At 62.6% G+C, this 17,765-nt stretch carries 14 protein-coding genes; 7 read left to right on the top strand and 7 right to left on the bottom strand.

Annotation, left to right across the window (positions count from 1 at the left end; genetic code table 11):
• Positions 1-2: 2 nt before the first annotated feature.
• Genes MU516_RS14010 through MU516_RS14025 form a run of 4 tightly spaced genes read right to left on the bottom strand, consistent with a single transcriptional unit; the run spans position 3 to position 3,800 of the window.
• The gene (locus MU516_RS14010) at positions 3-1,049 is read right to left on the bottom strand and encodes a 2-hydroxyacid dehydrogenase (RefSeq protein ID WP_260277888.1); all 1,047 of its coding nucleotides are present in this window, start codon (positions 1,047-1,049) and stop codon (positions 3-5) included.
• On the bottom strand, positions 1,046-2,245 hold the full coding sequence (locus tag MU516_RS14015) for a CaiB/BaiF CoA transferase family protein (RefSeq protein WP_260277890.1): 1,200 nt from the start codon (positions 2,243-2,245) through the stop codon (positions 1,046-1,048). The genes MU516_RS14010 and MU516_RS14015 overlap by 4 nt, the downstream gene beginning before the upstream one ends.
• A complete protein-coding gene (locus MU516_RS14020) occupies positions 2,242-3,006 on the bottom strand; it encodes a CoA transferase (protein WP_260277891.1) in 765 nt (254 codons plus the stop codon). Before MU516_RS14020 ends, MU516_RS14015 begins: the two co-directional genes overlap by 4 nt.
• On the bottom strand, positions 3,003-3,800 hold the full coding sequence (locus tag MU516_RS14025; RefSeq protein WP_260277892.1) for a CoA transferase subunit A: 798 nt from the start codon (positions 3,798-3,800) through the stop codon (positions 3,003-3,005). Before MU516_RS14025 ends, MU516_RS14020 begins: the two co-directional genes overlap by 4 nt.
• A 206-nt stretch (positions 3,801-4,006) precedes the next feature.
• Here MU516_RS14025 and MU516_RS14030 point away from each other — a divergent pair, with 206 nt between their 5' ends.
• The 5 genes from MU516_RS14030 (at position 4,007) to MU516_RS14050 (ending at position 10,371) form a co-directional block, all read left to right on the top strand.
• Positions 4,007-5,155, top strand: a complete 1,149-nt coding sequence (locus MU516_RS14030) for an ABC transporter ATP-binding protein (RefSeq protein ID WP_260277893.1) — start codon at positions 4,007-4,009, stop codon at positions 5,153-5,155.
• Entirely contained in the window at positions 5,152-6,942 is a 1,791-nt protein-coding gene (locus tag MU516_RS14035) for an ABC transporter permease subunit (RefSeq protein WP_260277895.1), read from the top strand. The genes MU516_RS14030 and MU516_RS14035 overlap by 4 nt, the downstream gene beginning before the upstream one ends.
• A 43-nt stretch (positions 6,943-6,985) precedes the next feature.
• Positions 6,986-8,053, top strand: a complete 1,068-nt coding sequence (locus tag MU516_RS14040; RefSeq protein ID WP_260277897.1) for an extracellular solute-binding protein — start codon at positions 6,986-6,988, stop codon at positions 8,051-8,053.
• 96 nt (positions 8,054-8,149) lie between these two features.
• Complete coding sequence (locus MU516_RS14045; protein WP_260277898.1) at positions 8,150-8,905, top strand: IclR family transcriptional regulator; 756 nt, start codon at positions 8,150-8,152, stop codon at positions 8,903-8,905.
• A gap of 29 nt (positions 8,906-8,934) precedes the next feature.
• Positions 8,935-10,371, top strand: coding sequence for an NAD-dependent succinate-semialdehyde dehydrogenase (locus MU516_RS14050; RefSeq protein ID WP_260277899.1), 1,437 nt, complete (start codon positions 8,935-8,937; stop codon positions 10,369-10,371).
• Between the two features lie 41 nt (positions 10,372-10,412).
• Here the strand turns inward: MU516_RS14050 and MU516_RS14055 are convergent, their stop codons facing one another.
• The 3 genes from MU516_RS14055 to MU516_RS14065 form a co-directional block, all read right to left on the bottom strand.
• Positions 10,413-10,820, bottom strand: coding sequence for a hypothetical protein (locus tag MU516_RS14055; protein WP_260277900.1), 408 nt, complete (start codon positions 10,818-10,820; stop codon positions 10,413-10,415).
• A gap of 95 nt (positions 10,821-10,915) precedes the next feature.
• Positions 10,916-14,257, bottom strand: coding sequence for a M10 family metallopeptidase C-terminal domain-containing protein (locus MU516_RS14060; protein ID WP_260277901.1), 3,342 nt, complete (start codon positions 14,255-14,257; stop codon positions 10,916-10,918).
• Between the two features lie 17 nt (positions 14,258-14,274).
• Positions 14,275-14,742 (bottom strand): hypothetical protein, encoded by a 468-nt coding sequence (locus MU516_RS14065; protein WP_260277902.1) that lies wholly within the window; start codon positions 14,740-14,742, stop codon positions 14,275-14,277.
• Here MU516_RS14065 and MU516_RS14070 point away from each other — a divergent pair.
• Together MU516_RS14070 and MU516_RS14075 are read left to right on the top strand one after the other, a co-directional pair.
• Positions 14,741-15,937 carry a M24 family metallopeptidase gene (locus tag MU516_RS14070; RefSeq protein ID WP_260277903.1) on the top strand — a complete coding sequence of 399 codons (1,197 nt, stop codon included), beginning with the start codon at positions 14,741-14,743 and terminating at the stop codon, positions 15,935-15,937. The genes MU516_RS14065 and MU516_RS14070 overlap by 2 nt on opposite strands.
• 174 nt (positions 15,938-16,111) lie before the next feature.
• Positions 16,112-17,713 carry an ABC transporter substrate-binding protein gene (locus MU516_RS14075; protein ID WP_260277904.1) on the top strand — a complete coding sequence of 534 codons (1,602 nt, stop codon included), beginning with the start codon at positions 16,112-16,114 and terminating at the stop codon, positions 17,711-17,713.
• The last annotated feature ends 52 nt before the right edge of the window (positions 17,714-17,765 follow it).

Here is a 17,765-nt window from a genome sequence, read left to right on the forward strand (position 1 = left end):
CCTCATTTGCAGGGAAATCGCGGCGGCTTGCCGTCAAGGATCAGTTTGATGTCGCCGGCGATCATGGTCGCGGCCTTGGTCGCCGAATAGCGCGAGGCGCCCGCGATATGCGGCGACAGGGTGACATTGGGCAGTTTCAGCAGCGGCCAGTCCGCGGGGGGCGGCTCGGGTTCGAACGTGTCCAGCGCTGCACCCTTCAACTGGCCCGAGACCAGCGCATCATAAAGCGCCTCGTAGTCCAGAACCTGCCCACGCGTCGTATTCACGATATAGCCTCCGGGCTTCATCATCGCGATGCGCTCGCGCGACATCATGCCCTTGGTCTCGGGCGTCACGCGCGGATGCAGCGTCACGACATCGGATCGCGCCACAAGATCGTCCAGATCGGCCTTTTCGAACCCGGCGTCGATTTCGGCCTGGGTCAGTTCCTTGAACGGGTCGTAGATCAGGATTCTGCAGCCGAAGGGCTGCAGCAGCCGAGCAACGCGGGTGCCGATATCGCCATATCCGACGATCCCGACGGTCAGTTCGCACAGTTCGGGGCCAGCGTTGTCATAGTGATAGAACTCGCGCCCGAACTTGCCGCTGGCGACGATCTGGTGTCCCCGGATGATGTTGCGCGTCTCGGCCAGCAGCGATGCGACCGTGAACTCGGCGACAGCAGACGCGTTTCGTCCGGGCGTGTTGACAACCGTGATCCCGCGCTCTCTCGCGGCAGCCATCTCAATGTTGACAGGTCCGCCGCGGGATACGGCGATCGTCTTCAGCTGCGGCGCGTGATCAAGACTGTCTGCCGTGATCGGGGCAAGATGCGTGATCAGGATGTCGAGATTGTGCAGGAAATCAAAATATTCCTCGGGTCTGCCGACAAACTCGCCCACCGGCAGGGTTGCGTCATATTTGGTCGATTTCAATCGCAGCGGCCAGTCGATCTGCATGCTGCGGATCGTCAGATCACGGCCGGTCAGGGTGTCGCGCAAGGCAGTTTCGAAGAACTCGGGCTGCATGAAGCCGTCGCCGATGATGCCGATTGTCAGTGCGTCAGTCATGCTTTTCTCTTTGCGTTGGGCAGGTCTTCGAGGCCCGGCAGAACCGTGCCATATTCCTTGGGGTCTAGGGCGCGTTCCTGCATGACTTCGGCGCTGTGCTGGGCAAAGGATGGCGGCGCACGGCGATAGCTGGCGGGCGTGCGCGACAACTTGATCGGGCTGCCGGTTCCGCGATATCCGCCGATATCGACCACCATCTCGCGATGACGGGTGTGCGGATCGTCGATCACCTGGTCGATGCTGCGCACCGCACCGCAGGGAACCCCGGCCTTGATCAGGCGATCGGACAGCTCGATCGCGTCGAAATCTTCCAGCGCTGTTTCCAGCACGGTCTTCAGCGTGTCGCGATGCTGGTTGCGCTGGCTGTTCGATGCGAAGCGGGGGTCATCGGGCAGGTCGGGCCTGCCGATCATCTTGCAAAGCGTGGCGAACTGCCTGTTGTTTCCGACCGCCAGAAAGATCGGCTCGGATCCGGTCTCGAACGTATCGTAGGGGCAGATATTGGGATGCGCGTTGCCCGAAGGCTGCGCCACCTTGCCCGATAGGTAATAGTTCGGCAGATGGGGATGCAGCAGCGACACCCCGCAGTCATAAAGGCTGGTTTCAATGAACTGACCCTTGCCGCTGATCGCGCGTTCATGCAGGGCCATCAGGATGCCGATCGTCGCGTTCAATCCCGTGACCATGTCAACGACCGGCAGACCGACGCGCAGAGGCTTGCCATCCTTTTCGCCGTTCACGCTCATGATCCCGCACAGGGCCTGAATGGCCGCATCATAGCCCGGCAATCCGCCCATCGGGCCATCCGAGCCGAATCCCGACACCCGGCAATGTATCAGTCGGGGAAATCGCCGTGACAATTCGTCCTGTCCCAGGCCCCACCGCTCCATCGTGCCAGTCTTGAAATTCTCCAGCAGAACATCGGCGTCGTCCAGCAGCGCCAGCAGCAATTCGCGTCCCTTGTCCTGCGACAGGTCAACTGCAATGCCGCGCTTGTTGCGGTTCAATCCCTGAAAATAGCTTGCCGCATCGCCCAGGAAGGGCGGCCCCCAGCCGCGCGTTTCGTCGCCCGCAGGCGGTTCCAGCTTGATCACATCCGCCCCATGGTCCGCCAGGACCTGCCCGGCATAGGGGCCGCCCAGCACGCGACTGGCATCGATTACCTTGAGATTGGCCAGTGAGCCGAAAGTGGTCATGCGGATGCTCCGTGAGGGATCGTCTCTGCCAGATCGCGACGCCATTGCGCTGCGAAGGCGGGGTAGGTTTCGGAAAGCTCGTCCAGTACGCGGCCGCGCAGCATCGACAAGGTCGCCGCGTCCGGTTCTGGGGTCAATGGCGGGGTATCGTCGTGGTCGAACGTGAATCCGGTCGCCTCGATGATCTCTGGCAGCGAATGTCCGGGATGCACGCTTTCGAGGCGAAAGCCCGGACGCTGGCTGTCAAAGCTGAACAGGGCCTTGCTGGTCAGCAGGGCGACCGGCCCGCCGGGGCGGTAAGTGTCCGGCGCGCTGATGCCGGGCGCACTGATGAAATCGACCTTTTCGACCAGGACGCGGGGACTGTGTTCTTCGCGGAACAGGATGACGCGTGGCACCGTGAAATAAAGATACGCCGATCCGAACGAACCCGGCCAGCGGACGGACATCTGCGGATAGGTACCGACACCGACCAGATTCACATTCGCCATGCCGTCAATCTGCCCGCCGCCCAGAAAGAACGCATCCAGCCGCCCTTGTCCGGCGCTGTCGAACAACTCGGTCGATCCGTTGGTGAAGAAGTTGTGTTCGACCGACCCCAGGATCGACAGCCGAACCTTGCGCCGGTCTTCGTCCAGCGCGCGCCGCAGCATCGCGCCCGCCGCCGGCATCGGCGATGATGCGCCGACCGCGACATGGCGGACATCGTGCAGCAGACCTGCAATCGTGCAGATCAGGATTTCGCGGGGCAGGGCGGTCATGCACAGACCTCTTGTGCCATGTAGTCGGCAAACCCTTCCGGGGTTCGCGCAGCAGTGGCATAGCGGACCATTTCATCGGTATCCGTCGCGTATTCGCCCCATAATCCGTAAGGCCAGGCACCGCGCGGCGCTTCGGCGACTGCGTCGACATACAGGGCCGGCAGGGTGCCTGCCGCGGTGGTTTCATCGGCCAGAAGGCTGCGATCGACGATCCGTTCAACCGTGACCAAAGTCTGCGTTGCGGCATAGGCCATCGCGGCCAGTTCGCGGCGGCGACCGATCCAGACATTGCCGTCGCGGTCCGCCATCGGCACGTGAAAGATCGCGATGTCAGGATGTATGGCCGGGATGATCGCGATGGAATCGCCGGTCTCCAACGGGTTGTCGATGACCTGCCAATCAGCCCTTTGCGCCAGAATGTCCGAACCGATCAGGCCACGCATGGGCATGAAGGGCACGCCTTTCTGGGCGGCCATCAGGCCCGCATGTATCGCCGGACAGGTCGCGTCCATGACCCGGATGCCGCCCTTCTTTACCGCGTCGTTGAAGCGTGGTGCGCCCCCGGCTTCGCCCAGGGACACCGCGCTTGTCTCGACACTGCGCACCAGCCCGGCACCGATCAGCTGATCGACCTGCAGTCCCCCGGTCGGCACGCAGACAAGGTGCAGATCGCCCGCGCCGTGCCGTATCAGGGGACGTGTCATGGCCATGGAAACCCCGGCGTAATCCACCGGCAGCGCCAGTGACATGCCGGGCCGGACAAGGCTTGCAAGCGCTCGCAGATGTTCAGCCATGCAGCCCTCCCTTTGATCGTTCCAAATAATGGAACAATGTTCTGTAAAATATACTAGGCGCAGACTTGAGTTCATGTCAATCGCCTGTCTGCGACCGCTCTTGAGAGGCGTCTGCTAAATCGCCAGCAGTTTTTCTTGACAAACGTCAGCGACGCGACACAATAAAACAGAATAGCGTTCTATAATATGGAACGATGGGAGGAAAGATGATGCAGATACAGGCGCGGCGAGCGATGCGGTCCGAATCGCCGGATGTTCAGCCGGTCTCGACGGCGCCCGCGCAACAGGCGATCGGGTCCAGCATCTCGGTTCGCAGCGTCGTCAAGAAATATGGCGCCTTTGTCGCGGCAGACCGCGTCAGCCTGGAAATCGAACCGGGTGAGTTTGTGACCTTGCTGGGTCCGTCGGGCAGCGGCAAGACCACGCTTCTGAATCTGCTGGCAGGTTTCCAGAATATCGACGGTGGCGATATTCTGGTGGATGGCCGTCCCATCCAGCACGTTCCGACGCATCGGCGCGGCTTTGGCATGGTCTTTCAAAGCTATGCGCTGTTTCCAAACATGACGGTCGCCCAGAATGTCGGTTTCCCGCTGCGCATGGCCAGGATGGACCGGGCCATGACAGATCGCCGGGTCGCGGAAACCCTGGAGATGATGCGCCTGTCGGAACATGCGCAGAAGCTGCCGTCCCAGATGTCGGGCGGACAGCAGCAACGGGTCGCGATCGCCCGCGCCATCGTCATGCGGCCCAAGGTTGTCCTGATGGATGAACCGCTGAGCGCGCTGGACCGGCGCTTGCGCGAATCGATCCAGATCGAACTGCGCGAACTGCATCAGACCATCGGCAGCACCATCCTGTTCGTCACGCATGATCAATCCGAAGCATTGACCATGTCCGACCGCATCGCCGTCATGGATGCCGGCCACATCGTGCAGGTTGACCGCCCGGTGGAAATCTATCGCAGACCGCAAAGCAGGTTCGTCGCCTCGTTCGTCGGCGAAAGCAATCTGATCGACGCCGAGGTGATCCAGAGGAAGGGAAAGGTTCTGACCCTGCGCACGCCCGGTGGCCATGTCTTCGAGGCGGCCTCGCGCGATGGGGTCCACGGCAAGCGTGCCACCGTCCTCGTCCGGCCCGAAAGGATCAGGATCCACGATCAGCCGACGCCGCACAGCATGCCGGCGACCGTCATTTCGGCCCTGTTTTTGGGCGAGGTGCTGCGGATCGAGGTGCGGCTTGATGACGGCCAGACCCTGCTGATCCGATGTTCCGACACGTCCGAGATCACGCTGCCGCAGGTGGGGCAGAAGTTGCAGATCGGGTGGGGCGCGGCAGACGGCTGGGTTCTGTCATGACCGACGCGACGCCGACTGCCGCCCCGTTGCCCGCCCGCACAGCACTGGCGCAGCGTTTGAAAAATCCTGCGCTGCTGCTTGTGCCCGCCGTGGTGTTCCTGGCGCTGATCTATGTCTTTCCGCTGATCGACCTGTTCCGGGTCAGCATGTCCGGCCCGACATGGTCAACCTATTTCGAACGGGTCTTCTCGGTCCCGCTTTACTGGGAATCGCTGCTGCGGACGATGCAGATCGCATTCACCGTCGCCTGTCTTTGCGTGCTGCTGGGATATCCGACGGCCCTGCTGATCCATCGCACGCGCGGTCTGACCCAGATCCTGATCGCGACGGCGGTGATCCTGCCCTACTTCATCGCCATCCTGATCCGCACCTATGCGTGGATGGTGTTGCTGGGCCGAAACGGTCCGATCAACAAGCTGTTGCAGATGCTGGGACTGATCGACACCCCGATCGGGTTGCTGTTCAACCGGGGCTCTGTCCTTCTGGGCATGACGGCGGTGCTTTTGCCTCTGATGGTGCTGACGATCTATGCTTCGGTCTCGCGGCTTGATCAGGGGCTCACACGAGCTGCGCTGGCATCGGGCGCGGGTCCGTTGGCGGTGTTCTGGCGGGTTCTGCTGCCCCTGACATTGCCGGGTATTGGCGCGGGGTTCCTGTTGGTCTTCGTGGCCGGCATCGGCTTTTTCATCACGCCGACCCTTCTGGGCGGACCGGGCGACCAGATGTTCGCCATGCACATCACCCAGCAAGCCGATTCCATCACCGGCGAGGGGTTCCTGCAGGCGCTGGCGGTGGTTCTGTTGGTGATCACCCTGATCGTGGTCGGTATCGCAGGCCGCATCATGGGCTTCGAATTCATCTGGGGCGGCGGCAAGATGGATGCCGGCGCCAGAAGCCGCGCGGCTGCACGCAAACCCGCTGCGCGCGCGCGCCGGCGCGGCCCCGGAATGGTAATCGCCGATCTTCTGGGCTGGCCGATCCTGCGCATCATGGGGCGCCTGCCGGCCGGCTGGGGGCGCTGGACGGTGCGCGGAATGGGGGGCTTCGTCGTCGCGACGCTGGTCATCCCGATCATCGTGGTGATGATCATTTCCTTCAGCAAGGCCAGCTACCTGACCTTCCCGCCGCCCGACTGGTCGATGCGCTGGTACGAGAAATTCTTCTCGGACAGCAACTGGATGACGGCGTTCTGGAACTCGCTTGCCATCGCGTGCCTGTCGGCTGTCATCTCGGTCAGCCTGGGTGCCACGGCGGCCATGGGGATTGTGCGCAGCGACATCCGCTACAAATCGGCGCTGATGCTGCTGCTGGTCAGCCCGATGATCGTGCCGCCGGTGGTGCTGGGCCTGTCGCTTTACAGCCTGTTCCTGAATGTCGGATTGACCGGCACCTATCTTGGACTGGCGGCGGCGCACGCGATCGGCGGCATCCCCATCGTGGTGGTGATCGTCGCCGCATCTTTGCAGGCGGTGGACAGACGGCTTGAACAGGGTGCGGCGGTCCACGGCGCGTCGCCGCTGACCGTGTTTCGCACGGTCACGCTGCCGGCGATCGCGCCGGGGCTTGGTGCGGCGATCTTCTTCGCCTTCCTGCATTCGTTCGATGAGCTTGTGCTGTCGCTGTTCCTGTCCAGTCCACGCATGAAGACCCTGCCGCTGATGCTGTGGGCGGACATCAACTATCAGCTCAACCCGGTGCTGGCCGTCGTTTCGACGCTCGAGGTGCTGCTGGTCGTGGGCGGCATCATCCTGGCAAGGCCCGTCCTTGCGCGGGGCCGGGCCGCCTGACGTGAAGACAAGAAATCCAATGGAGGAGGATGATATGGTTGGAATGAAGAAGACGATGGGAACGGTGTCGGCACTGGCGATGGCCGCGCTGATCGCCGGCCCCGCGCTGGCCGAAGGCGAAGTCGTGATGCAGGATCCCGGCGGCGCCTATGGCGACGCGCTGCAAGAGGTCATGTATGACAGCTTCGAGGACGAAACCGGCATCGATGTCGTAACCGTGCAAGAGGCGCGTTCCGGCCCACGGATCAAGGCACAGGTCGAGGCCGGCAAGACGGAATGGGATCTGACGTTCATCTTCGATCAGGAAACCAAGCTTCTTGGCGATTGCTGCCTGGCCGATATCGACTACGACAAGATGTCGGACGAGGCGAAAAAGACGCTGGACAGCATGCCGGAAAACCTCAAGCGGCCAAAGGGCGTCGCGCTGCAGGTGATCGGCGTCGGCATGGTCTACAACACCGATGTCTATTCCGAACAACAGCCCGAAAGCTGGGCTGACTTCTGGGATGTCGAGACCTTCCCCGGCAAGCGTTGCCTGCCCGCATGGCCGCGTTTCGTGATGGAAGCGGCGCTGATGGCCGACGGGGTGGCAAAGGAAGACCTGTATCCCGTCGACATGGAACGTGCGTTGAAGAAGATCGAAGAGATCAAGCCGCATGTGTCGAAGTGGTGGACGACCTCTGCGCAGGCCCCGCAACTGCTGCTGGATGGCGAGGCGGACATGTGCATGGCCTATACCGGATCGTCCTCGATCCTGGCGCTTGAGGGGGCGCCGCTTGAAGTCGAATGGAACCAGGGCTTCGTCTACTATGACTTCTTCTCGATCCCGAAAGACGCGCCCAACTACGACAACGCGCTGAAGCTGCTGTCATGGCGGCTGGATTCGCAGCGCGCCGCGGAACTGACCTCGGCCTATCCGGTGGCGTTGCCGTCGCCGTTGGTCTACGAGGCGGCCGGTCCCGAAATCAGCAAGTATTGGGCCAATAATCCCGACAACCTTGCCAAGGCGATCGAATGGAGCCCAGATTACTGGGGTGCCGAGTCGGAACAGGGCACGATGACGAACGAGGAATACGGCCAAGAGCGGCTGAACACGCTTCTGGCGCAATGATCCGGCGGCCGGGCGTGCGAACGCCCGCCCGGTCCGCCAACAACATCCGCACGGGCCATCACGGCCCGTGCAAGCAGGGAAAGACCAGACCGGGCCATGGACAAGGCATTCATCAAGGGGCTGCGGCTGATCGAGGAACTGGCGCACAGCGATCAACCGCGCGGCATCACCGACCTTGCCAACACGCTTGAACTGACCAAAAGCAACGTACACCGACTTCTGGCCACGCTGATTTCGCAAGGCTATGTGCGCCAGGTGCCACCGCAAAGCCACTATGCCCTGACCACCCGGATATGGGAGCTGGGAAGCCACGTCATTCGCCGCATGGACCTGACGCAGATCGCCCGTCCGGCGATGATCCGTCTGGCCGAGCAGACCGGCGAGACCGTTCATCTGTCCGTTCTGGACGGGTCGGATGTCGTCTACCTGGACAAGATCGAAAGCGCGCATCACATCCGCGCCCATACCAGCGTCGGGTCGCGCGCGCCGGCATATACCGTCGCCACGGGCAAGGCGATGCTGGCGCAGATGCCCGATGACTATATCGACCGCTTCGAGGGGCGGATGGAACGTTATACCGACACCACGCGCACCTCGATTGCCGAATTGCGCGAGGATATCCGCCTGACGCGCGAACAGGGCCACGCGATCGTGCCCGAAGGTGAATGGCGCGAGGGCATTGCCGCCTGTGCCTGCGCGATCCTGAACCGGACCGGCGACCTTGCCGGTGCGATCGGCATGTCCGGCCCGGATTCGCGGATCAAGCGCAAGCAGCTTAAAGAGATCGCGCCGATGGTCGTGGACGCGGCGCGCACCATCTCGACCGCCCTTGGCTATGCGCCGTGCGGTTGAGATCGCAAGACAACACAGAAGGAAGACAGATGACCGCCTATCCCGATACCAAGCTGTTCATCGACGGAGCCTGGCGTGCAGGAGAAAGCGGCCGGACGATCCCGGTCACTGATCCCTCCAGCGGGGAGGTGATCGGTCAGTTGGCCCATGCCGACCGCGCCGATCTGGACGAAGCACTGGCCGCGGCAGATCGGGGTTTCAGAATCTGGAGCGCGACCGGAGTCTTCGAGCGTTATCGCATCATGCGGCGCGCGGCCGAATTGCTGCGTGAGCGCGCAGACGGCATCGCTGCCATCATGACCCGCGAACAGGGCAAGCCGCTGGCCGAGGCGAAGGGCGAGACGATGGCGGCCGCCGACGTGATCGACTGGTTCGCCGAAGAGGGTCGGCGCACCTATGGCCAGATCATCCCCGCGCGCACTGCGGGCGTCACGCAGATGGCGCTGAAGCTGCCGGTCGGACCGGTGGCGGCTTTCACGCCGTGGAACTTTCCCATCAATCAGGTCGTCCGCAAGCTGTCGGGTGCACTGGCCGCGGGCTGTTCGATCATCGTGAAGGCGCCCGAGGAAACTCCGGCGGCGCCGGCCGAGCTGATCCGGACCTTCGCCGATGCCGGCGTTCCGGCAGGTGTCATCAATCTTGTCTATGGTGTCCCGGCCGAGATTTCAGAGTATCTGATCCCGCATCCGGTCATCCGCAAGATCAGCTTCACCGGTTCGACCCCGGTTGGTAAGCATCTGGCGGCGCTTGCCGGCCAGCACATGAAGCGCGCGACGATGGAACTGGGCGGCCATGCGCCGGTCATCGTCTGCGAGGATGCCGATATCGCGCAGGCCGCCAAGATCACCGCGGCCAGCAAGCTGCGCAATGCCGGGCAGGTCTGCATCTCGCCCACGCGCTTTCTGGTGCAGGAACGGGCCTTCGAGCCGTTCCTGGATGCGTTCAGCGCGGCGATGTCGGCAACTCCGGTCGGCAACGGGCTTGATGACGGCGTACGCATGGGGCCGCTGGCCAATGATCGCCGAGTGGCCGCGCTGCAGGATCTGGTCGGAGACGCAATCGCGCAGGGTGCGCGGCTTGTGACCGGCGGCGAAAGGATCGGCAACACCGGCAATTTCTTTGCGCCGACGGTTCTGGCGGATGTACCCGTCTCGGCCCGGATCATGAACGAGGAGCCTTTTGGTCCGGTCGCCGTCGTGAACCGCTTCGACGACCTGAACGATGCCATTGCCGAAGCAAACCGCTTGCCCTTCGGGCTGGCCTCGTATGGCTTTACCAAGTCCTCTGATACGATGCACCGCCTGACCTACGAGGTCGAGGCGGGCATGATGACGATCAACCATATCGGACTGGCGCTGCCCGAGGTTCCTTTTGGCGGGGTCCGCGATTCCGGCTATGGCACCGAGGGCGGGTCAGAGGCGATCGATGCCTATATGGTGACAAAATTCGTGACGCAGCTGGCGTGACCGACTGCCCGCGCGGGTGCCGGAAACCCGGCGTCTGCGCCCTAGTACATCACGGTATGAAGCGTGACGATCGCGTGGGAATCGGCCTTGATCTGTGTGCTGCCGCGCGCCAGCAACCAGCCATCTGCCCGTTCCAGTCGGGCCACCAACTGCCGAGTTGACGACGTTCTGGCGCTGGTCGGATCCGGCAGGGACAGGGTGATCTTTCGCGATTTGCCGTCGCTTTCGATCCTTGTTCCTGCAGCCATGGATCGCGCCTCGTCCTGACCGGCAGGCGGGTCCAGATAGACGACAAGCCGGCCTTTCGGAACGGTCTTGCCGCCCTCGAATTCGACGGTGACGCCAAGCTCGTCCGCGCGTGCTGCGCTGGCGCGGGCGGCTGCGGCCGCTGCAAAGGTCGCGGTGCCCAAGCCCAACAGGACCGAGCGGCGGGTCGCAAACTGTTTCATGTCATGCCTCTTGCGTCTGTCATGTGCCGGGGCTTCGGGCCGCGGCCGCACACGGCAGAACGGGGCGCCGGACAGCGCCCTGTTCAGGGGGGTCATCAGACGATATAGAAATCGCTGGCCGAAAGATCTAGGTCGGGGGCGAGGCGCGCGAACCTGATTGCGTCCTCCTGTCCCGACCCGTCCGCGTCGTAGGACAGAAAACCGTTTCCGCTGTCATAGACGATGCGGTCGTCAGCGTCCTGTGCGGTGCCGCTTGAACTGCTGTGGAACGCGCCGAAGCTCAACGCGCCCGCGGCTCCGATTCCGTCGAAAGCATCCGCGTCCAGCACGATCAGGTCGTCGCCCACCTCGAAATCCCTGATCCGGTCGATATTGCCATCGCCAAGCGCCGTCGAGAATCGGAAGCTGTCCTCGCCCGCGCCGCCGAACAGGACATCCGCACCCAGCCCGCCATCCAGCAGGTCCGAACCGGCGCCGCCGCGCAGCGTGTCCTGACCCGCCTCGCCGGGCTGGACCGGGGCCGGCGGAAATTCGACCGACACGTTCAGCTTGTAGGTCGATCCTTCGGGGACGGATTCGGACCAGCCATCGCCCGGTGCGTCAGGCGACCAGCTTCCTTCGAGGATATAGTAGGTTCCGGTTTCATCAACGGTGAAGACGGTGCTGGAATCGCGATTGCTGGTCGATCCCGGATCGCCGCCGCCATCGTCGTTCTGGGCGACGATGTTGCCATCGGCGTCCAGAAGCCTGACCCAGCTGTCATGAACGTCAGGGTCGGCGATGCCGTCGATATCGATGCTGATCACCGTCCCGGCCGCCAGGTCGATGCTGTAATATCCGCCTTCGCCGTTGCCGGTGGCATTGACCGTGGTGTGAAGAACGGTGGTCGAATCGAAGATGTCGGGATCGTCGGCCAGCGAGAAGTTGTCGGAGATATCGAACGCCGTTTCGATCGAGTTGTTCGCGGCATCCGGTCCCAGCGTCGCGTATCCGCTGCCCATGCCGGGCTGCGGAACGGGATCGCCCTGATCTGCGAAGTCACCGATCAGACTGTCATCGCCGCGGCCCCCGCGCAGGTTGTCGTCACCACCCTGACCGATCAGCATGTTGGCAGCGCTGTCCCCCCGCAGCCGGTCGTCGAACCCGGAACCCGAGATATTTTCGATCGAGACAAAGCTGTCCCCTGCCGATCCGCCGCTGGCCAGATTGACGCGAACGCCGGCGTCGGCCCACGCATAATCCGCCGTGTCGCGTCCCGCGCCGCCGTTCAGCGTGTCCTGTCCGGCGCCTCCCGCTAACGTGTCGTCGCCGCGGCCGCCCGACAGTTCGTTGGCCTGATCGTTGCCGATGATGTAGTCGTCATGGAAAGAGCCGATGGCGTTCTCGAACCCGGCAAGGATGTCATGGCGGATGACGGTACCGCGTCCGACGATCTGCACGGGTCCGTCCGCATCGCCGCCGCTGGCAGTGCCCTGGGCCAGATCGATCCGGACGCCGGCGGGACTGGCATCATAGACGACGGTGTCGGTTCCGTCGCCGCCATCCAGGTAATCCTGCCCGGCACCCCCGATGATGGTATCGTCGCCGCCTTCGCCATACAGGATGTCACCGTCATTGCCGCCATCCAGAATGTCGTTGCCGTCCCGGCCGTTGAAGTAATCACCGCCGCCTTGGCCGATGAAATGGTTCGCCGCTGATGTGCCGATGAAGCGGTCGATCCTGTCATCCGATCCGATCAGGTTCTCGATGCTGTAGAAGGTGTCGCCCGAGGCGGTGCCGCCGCTGGCGACGTTGGTTTCCAGGTTGACCAGCAGCTGGAACGGGCTTTCCTGGCTGAAATCGACCGTGTCGCTGCCGGCGCCGCCGCGGAAGACATCGACGCCTGCCTGACCGCGCAACAGGTCGTCGCCTTCGCCGCCGTCCAGAGTGTCGTCACCCGCGCCACCGACGATGGTGTCATTGCCGCGACCGCCATACAGCGCGTCATCACCGTCATCGCTTTCGGTCTGGTCGTCCAGATCTGCGACCGGGATCGTGTTGTTGATGTCGCGGCTGGCAAGTGAATCACGCCCCCCGATGATCAGGTCATCGCCACCCAGGCCGAAGATCGTGTTGCCGCCGGCGCCGCCGTCCAGCGTGTCGTTGCCCTGTTCGCCGAACAGGATGCTGGCAAGGGGCGGACCGCCATCGCCCGCCGGATCTTCGTCATCATCGGGGCCGGGATCGACGGCGCTGCCGCCCGCGTAGATGATGTTTTCGACATTCGCCACATCGCCGATATTCAGCCCTTCGGTCACGACGACGATCGTATCGTTGCCGCCGTCGGCCTCTTCTCGCACGATGTCATCCAGTGAATCGACGAAATAGACGTCATCGCCGCCATTGCCGGCCATGCGATCCGCGCCGCCCCGTCCGTCCAGCACGTTGTCGCCGTCATTGCCGATCAGGATGTCGTCGTGGCGGCTGCCGATTCCCTTCTCGATGTAATATTCCGTTTCGTCGGCGTTATGGCCGGCGAAGATCGAGACATTGTTGCTGTGTCCATTGACGCTGGAAAACTGGCCTGCGCGCAGGTCGAGGATCGTCCCGGCGGTCGAGCCCGAAAAGTCGATGGTGTCGTCGCCGCCGGTGTCGTGAATGACGAAGCCGATATCGTGCTGCATGCCCGATGCAGTCAGTTCGTAACCATATTCGGTGCTGTTGAACCCATAGACATTGTCGCCGGTGTTCAGGTTGATGGTCTGGTAGGTTCGCTGCCCGTCCTCATCCACGGTCGAGAAGAAGCGCCGGGTCACCGCCTCGATATCCGCCATCAGCGGGGTTACGGCCGACCAGCGGCTGTCCTCGCCCACGTCGATGCCGTCGAAATACGACATGACGCTGTATTGCTGGCGGTCATAGATCCAGGTGGCGTTGTTCAGATAGTTGATCTGCACGCCGCCGGGGCCGCTGTAATTGTAAAGACCGGGGTGGTTCAGGCCGAATTCATGGCCGAATTCATGCACGAAGGAATCGAAGACATAGCCGCCGATATCGGTCTTGTTGGGTTCGGTATCGTGGAACCGCTGGCCGATGCTGACATAGCGGTTGCTGGAAAACGCGGACCCGTCGCTTGGTTCGCCCAACTCGGGGCTGACGACCTCCATCCAGTCAGTGTCGGAATCAAAGGGCGCGTCATCGACGATCTCGAATTCTAGGGGGGTGACAGAAGACCACATCGACAGCGCGCCGATCGCTGCGGCCTTGTAGTCCGGGTGATCGTTCAGTTCCGTGACGTTGATCCGCAGCGGCTCGGCCGCGATTTCCGGCGTCAGGCTGCGATTCAGCGCGCCGACATAGTCGAGGAACGCGTCATAGTCTTCGCTTTTGGCATAAGGATTGTCCGGCGTCTGGTCGTTGACCCACCATTCTTCATTGATCTGAGTTGCGCTTGGCATGATTTGAACCTCCCTGTTCAACAACTTTGGGTGGATAATTCTGCGTCCGTCGACGCCATGAAGCAGCCACACGCATGGCGTGTAGTTTCTTTGATGTTTTCCACCTGAACCGATAGTGATCCGGCTTCCCGAAGCTGTCCATGAGTCTTGCTTTTGAAAATTGGAATTTTATTATTTATATAAAACAATGTATTGACGTTGATTTGAAATTGATCAGGCGAAAACTGGCCGGCCCATATCGGCGTATGGGCGATCTTGCGCCCGGACAGCGCGTAGGCTGAATTTCGCGCGCTTGATCCGGTGTCGGGGGGTGCGAACCGGCGAAGGTTGCGATCAACCCAAGGGATATCGTGCGGCACCGCGCCCGGTCGTTTCGCAAGATGCCGGTCGCCGACCCCGGCAGGCGCCGACGATCCCGCGCTGCGCCGGGCTTGTTCCGCATGGCCGGGCGTGAATAGGTAGCCCATCCGGACAGGAGATCGCATGAACAGAACCGCCGCCACCGCCCCGAATTCCGATCTGGACAATGCCCTGCTGTCCTTTCGTCCGGTCTGCGCGACGCCAGTCACGGTCGCCGATCTTCAGGCGCGCCTCGCCGATCTGCAGGCGGCGATCCGGGCGGCGGGCCTTGCGGCGATCTGGCTGGACGGGTCCAGTTCGCTGACCTATTTCACCGGGCTGCGCCTGGGTCAGTCCGAACGTATCCACGGCGCGCTGATTTCAGCCGACGGTCCCCCCGCCTATCTGACGCCGGTCTTCGAGGCGCCGAAGCTGGAGGCGATGCTGCAGATTCCCGGCACGATGCTGATGTGGGAAGAGGATGAAGATCCATTCGCGCTGGTCGCATCGCATCTTGAACGCCTGCCGGGCAGCGGCCTTGGGCTGGACCCGGCGACGCCGTTCCGGTTCGCCTCGCACATGATCACGGCGATGCACGGCCAGGTCAGTTCCGCGGCCGAGATCATCGCAAGCCTGCGGCAGATCAAGTCTCCTCGGGAAATCGCCATCATCCAGACCGCGATGGATGTCAGCTGGAACGTCCAGCGCGCCGTTCATGCGGGGTTGCGTGCCGGGATCACGACGACCGAGGTGGGCCAGTTCATCGACGCGGCGCATCGGGCGTCCGGCATGAAGCCGCTGTTTCATGCGGTCCAGTTCGGTGCGGCGACGGCCTATCCGCACGGCGTACCTGACCCGCAGACGCTTTGCGAAGGGGACATGGTGCTGATCGACCTGGGCGGGACGTTGAACGGCTATCAGTCCGACATCACGCGCAGCTATGTCTTCGGCACCCCCACCGCGCGGCAAAGGCATCTGTGGCAGGTTGAACATGCGGCCCAAGCCGCCGCCTTTGCCGCCGCACAGAATGACGCACCCTGCGAAGCGGTGGATGCGGCAGCCCGCAAGGTGATCGTCGCGGCGGGGTTCGGTCCCGGCCATGCGGTGCCCGGCCTGCCGCATCGGACGGGTCACGGGCTTGGTCTGGATATTCATGAAGAGCCATGGATCGTCAAAGGCAACCGGACCCTGCTGAAGCCGGGCATGGTGTTTTCGATCGAGCCGATGCTGTGTGTCTATGGCGAATGCGGGATCCGGCTGGAGGATATCGTTCACATGACCGCAGACGGCCCGCGCTGGTTCAGCCCGCCGGCCGAGGCGATGGAGCGTCCATTTGGGTAAGTAATATTGACCTTGCATCCCGCTTGCGGATCAGGCAGGGAATCGCCCCTGTAACTCGTTGCTAGTGGAACAACCTGCCCGTTCGGGTATATGCCTAATCAATACGCACCGCGAATCTCCCCTGGGGTGGCAACGCGGTCATCAGTTCAACAGAGAGCGAAAAGGATCATTCGCATGAAATATCTGTCCCGCAGCCTGCTGGCCGTTTCGGCGCTGGCTTTGACCACCGCCGTGGCCGAAGCAAAGACCTTTGTCTATTGCTCGGAAGCCTCGCCCGAGGGGTTCGATCCCTCGCCCTATACCGCAGGCACGACCTTCGACGCCTCGGCCCACCCGATCTATAACCGCCTGACCGAGTTCAAGAAGGGCACGACCGAGGTCGAGCCCGGCCTGGCAGAAAGCTGGGACGTGTCCGAGGATGGAACGGAATACACGTTCCACCTGCGCGAGGGCGTGAAATGGCAGTCCAATGACCGCTTCACCCCGACCCGCGATTTCAACGCCGATGACGTGGTCTTCTCGTTCGAGCGTCAGGGCGACCCCGACCATCCGTGGCACCAGTATATCCCCGGCATCACCTACGAATACTATACCTCGATGGACATGCCGAACCTGGTGAAGTCGGTCGAGAAGATCGACGACTACACCGTCAAGATCACGCTGAACCAGCCCGAAGCACCGTTCCTGGCCAACATCGCCATGCCCTTCGCGTCCATCGTCAGCAAGGAATATGCCGACACGCTGGAAGAGGCGGGCGCCAAGGAAGACCTGAACAACCTGCCGATCGGAACCGGTCCGTTCAAGTTCGTCGCCTACCAGAAGGACGCGGTCATCCGCTACCAGAAGAACGCCGATTACTGGGGCGACGCGCCGCTGATCGACGATCTGGTCTTCGCGATCACGCCCGATTCCTCGGTTCGTCTGCAGAAGCTGAAGGCCGGTGAATGCCACCTGATGCCCTATCCTTCGCCGGCCGACCTGGAATCGATCCGCTCGGATGACAGTCTGAAACTGGACGAACAGCCCGGCCTGAACGTGGGTTATCTGGCCTACAACACCACGGTCGAACCCTTCGACAATCCGAAGGTCCGCAAGGCGCTGAACATGGCCATCAACAAGGAGGCCATCATCGACGCGGTGTTCCAGGGCGCAGCCGAACCCGCCAAGAACCCGATCCCGCCCACCATGTGGTCCTATAACGACAGCATCGAGGACGATCCCTACGATCCCGAGGCCGCCAAGGCCATGCTGGAGGAAGAGGGCGTCACCGATCTGTCGATGAACATCTGGGCGATGCCCGTTCAGCGTCCCTACATGCCCAACGCCCGCCGCACCGCCGAGTTGATGCAGGAGGACCTGTCCAAGGTCGGCGTCAGCGCCAATATCGTCTCGTACGAATGGGGCGAGTATCTGGCCAAGTCGATGGAGGCCGGTCGTGACGGCGCGGTGATCCTGGGCTGGACCGGCGACAACGGCGACCCGGACAACTTCCTGTCGGTTCTGCTGTCCTGCGATTCCGCCAAGGAAGGCGGCGCGAACCGCGCATTCTGGTGCAACGAGGAGTTCTCGGATCTGCTGCAGCAGGCCAAGGTGACCGCGGATCAGGCCGAACGGACCGACCTGTATGAACAGGCGCAGGTCATCTTCAAGGAACAGGCCCCGTGGCTGACCATCGCGCATTCGACCCAGTATGTGCCGATGTCGACCAAGGTTTCGGGCTTCAAGATGAGCCCGCTTGGCGATTTCACCTTCGAGGACGTGGATCTGGCTGAGTAAGCCCGTCCGCGTTACATTGGTCGACAGACGAACGCGCGGGCCACAGACCCGC

This window comes from Paracoccus maritimus (assembly GCF_025195095.1).
Classification (GTDB): Bacteria; Pseudomonadota; Alphaproteobacteria; order Rhodobacterales; family Rhodobacteraceae; genus Paracoccus; species Paracoccus maritimus.

Bases quoted from the DNA above. Each gene is read 5' to 3' on its own strand.
- MU516_RS14030 (WP_260277893.1), top strand. From the start codon at position 4,007: ATGATGCAGATACAGGCGCGGCGAGCGATGCGGTCCGAATCGCCGGAT.
- MU516_RS14045 (WP_260277898.1), top strand. From the start codon at position 8,150: ATGGACAAGGCATTCATCAAGGGGCTGCGGCTGATCGAGGAACTGGCG.
- MU516_RS14060 (WP_260277901.1), bottom strand. From the start codon at position 14,257: ATGCCAAGCGCAACTCAGATCAATGAAGAATGGTGGGTCAACGACCAG.
- MU516_RS14010 (WP_260277888.1), bottom strand. From the start codon at position 1,049: ATGACTGACGCACTGACAATCGGCATCATCGGCGACGGCTTCATGCAG.
- MU516_RS14020 (WP_260277891.1), bottom strand. From the start codon at position 3,006: ATGACCGCCCTGCCCCGCGAAATCCTGATCTGCACGATTGCAGGTCTG.
- MU516_RS14065 (WP_260277902.1), bottom strand. From the start codon at position 14,742: ATGCGATCTCCTGTCCGGATGGGCTACCTATTCACGCCCGGCCATGCG.
- MU516_RS14040 (WP_260277897.1), top strand. From the start codon at position 6,986: ATGAAGAAGACGATGGGAACGGTGTCGGCACTGGCGATGGCCGCGCTG.
- MU516_RS14015 (WP_260277890.1), bottom strand. From the start codon at position 2,245: ATGACCACTTTCGGCTCACTGGCCAATCTCAAGGTAATCGATGCCAGT.
- MU516_RS14055 (WP_260277900.1), bottom strand. From the start codon at position 10,820: ATGAAACAGTTTGCGACCCGCCGCTCGGTCCTGTTGGGCTTGGGCACC.
- MU516_RS14035 (WP_260277895.1), top strand. From the start codon at position 5,152: ATGACCGACGCGACGCCGACTGCCGCCCCGTTGCCCGCCCGCACAGCA.
- MU516_RS14075 (WP_260277904.1), top strand. From the start codon at position 16,112: ATGAAATATCTGTCCCGCAGCCTGCTGGCCGTTTCGGCGCTGGCTTTG.
- MU516_RS14070 (WP_260277903.1), top strand. From the start codon at position 14,741: ATGAACAGAACCGCCGCCACCGCCCCGAATTCCGATCTGGACAATGCC.
- MU516_RS14025 (WP_260277892.1), bottom strand. From the start codon at position 3,800: ATGGCTGAACATCTGCGAGCGCTTGCAAGCCTTGTCCGGCCCGGCATG.
- MU516_RS14050 (WP_260277899.1), top strand. From the start codon at position 8,935: ATGACCGCCTATCCCGATACCAAGCTGTTCATCGACGGAGCCTGGCGT.